Raw genomic sequence first — 1,999 nt, 5'->3', positions numbered from 1 at the left:
ACGAAGCGAAGATCGAAGCGTTACTGGCGGGGGCGGAACCCACCTATCGCGAGCGTATTACCGCTGCCTACCCCGAGTATCCAGCCCCAGATGCCTGTATCCGGCTGGGGGCCGACTTCACATTCGGGTCGACACTGTGGCAGATCGCGGACTCCCACAGTCGGCACGCCCCCACATATCTGTACCGCTATGACTTCGCCCCGCGAACTCTGCAATGGACCGGGCTCGGTGCCACCCATGCGACGGAGCTTCTTGCGGTGTTCGACGCCTACCGCACGCCCCTCGGTCGGCTTCTCAGCGCGGGAGCCGATCGCCGCTCGGCCATGCGGGTGAGCGACGACATGCAAGGGCGCTGGCTTGCTTTCGCGCGCACCGGAATTCCAGGAGACGGCTGGCCGCACTACACCAGCGACACCCGTCCGGTGCTGGTCTTCGATCGCGCTTCGCGGGTCGAGAACGATCCCCATGCCGACCAGCGGCAAGCATGGGAAGGCTTTCAAGTCCTCGCACGCTGACGAGCGGTGTCCACAAAGGTTCGCCCCTGAGAGGCTTGGTCTTTGAAACGACGTCCCGCAAGGCTAACTTGATGACATCGTTCCGTCGCCCGATCAGCGCATCCAGGGAGCCGCACGTGCACTACGCCTTCGACGAAGACCAAGAGGCCTTCCGGCGTGAGGTCGCCACCTTCGCTGAGCGGGTGCTCGCTCCGCACTACCAGGCCGACGACCGGGCCGCGCGGATGCGCCCGGAGCTACCTCGCCAGATGGCGGCGATGGGCTTGACCGGCCTGCGCATTCCGGAGAGATTCGGCGGCCAGGGGGCCGACGCCGTCACCACCGGCATAGCAGCCGAAGAGATCTCGCGGGCTGACATCAACGCCTGCTACATCCTGCTGATCGCCAGTCTCAACGCCGACATCCTGGTCGGCAACGCCAGCGAGGAGCAACTGGCGCGATGGCTACCCCCGCTCGCAGATGGCACCGCACTGTCGGCGCTGGTGCTCACCGAGCCAGAGCACGGGTCCGACGCGGCCAACCTGTCGCTGCGCGCACAACCCGACGGGACAGGCTGGCGGCTGGTTGGCGAGAAGACTTCGATCTCAGCGGGGATGTCGGCAGACACCGGAGTGGTCTTCGCGCGCACCGGAGGGCCCGGGGCCCGCGGGGTCAGCGCCTTCTACGTCGACCTCAACGACGAGCGGGTCGCGCGGACCCCGCTCGACGATCACGGCGGCCGGGCCATCGGGCGTGCGTCGTTGCATTTCGACGGGGTGAAGGTGGGTCGCGACGAGCTGATCGGGCAGGAGGGCGCCGGATTCGTGTCGGTGATGCAGGGTTTCGACTACTCGCGGGCGGTGATCGGCCTGATGTGCGTCGGCATCGCCCAGGCAGCACTCGACGATGCACTGGAGTACTCGCGAACCCGGCAGGCTTTCGGTGGTCCAATAGGTCGCCACCAGGGGGTGGCGTTCCCGCTGGTCGAGCAGGCCACCAGGTTGGCCGGGGCCCGTCACATCTGTTACGAGGCGCTGTGGCGAAAGGACCAGGGCTTGGATCACACGGTGGCTGCGAACATGGCGAAGTGGTTCGCGCCCAAGACCGCGGGCGAGGTCGTACACCAGGCGCTGCTTACCTTTGGCCACGCTGGATGGGGCAGGGACAGTGTGCAAGGGCAGCGACTGCGCGACGTGTTGGCATTCGAAATCGCCGATGGAACCGCGCAGGTCGCCAAGCTCGTTGTCGCCCGCCACCTGCTTGGGCGAGAATTCGCTCCGTAGCGACCTGCGAGTTCGGCCTGAGGCGTCGACTCGTCAGACCTACTCAGACCTCCATGGCGAACTTCTCGCGCACCGCGGCGAGGCGCTCGTACTGAGCCAGGACGTTCGCAGAGGTCGGCAGCATCACGAATGACGCGGCGCCGGCGTCACGGAACTCCGCGAGCATGTCTGCCACTCGGGTTTCGCTTCCGATCACACACCACTTCTCGATTGCTTCGACGG

At 66.2% G+C, this 1,999-nt stretch carries 2 protein-coding genes; both read left to right on the top strand.

The window, feature by feature from the left end:
- Window positions 1–515, top strand: a 515-nt coding sequence (locus WA944_RS12620; protein ID WP_526646996.1) for a carboxylesterase family protein, incomplete at its 5' end; no start/stop codon positions are given.
- A gap of 71 nt (window positions 516–586) precedes the next feature.
- Window positions 587–1,777 carry an acyl-CoA dehydrogenase family protein gene (locus tag WA944_RS12615; protein WP_370329918.1) on the top strand — a complete coding sequence of 397 codons (1,191 nt, stop codon included), beginning with the start codon at window positions 587–589 and terminating at the stop codon, window positions 1,775–1,777.
- Window positions 1,778–1,999 lie beyond the last annotated feature (222 nt).

This window comes from Mycobacterium sp. (assembly GCF_049683355.1).
Lineage (GTDB): Bacteria > Actinomycetota > Actinomycetes > Mycobacteriales > Mycobacteriaceae > Mycobacterium.
The sequence above is the reverse complement of the archived record's forward strand: the minus strand, read 5'-3'. Positions and strand labels throughout refer to the sequence as shown.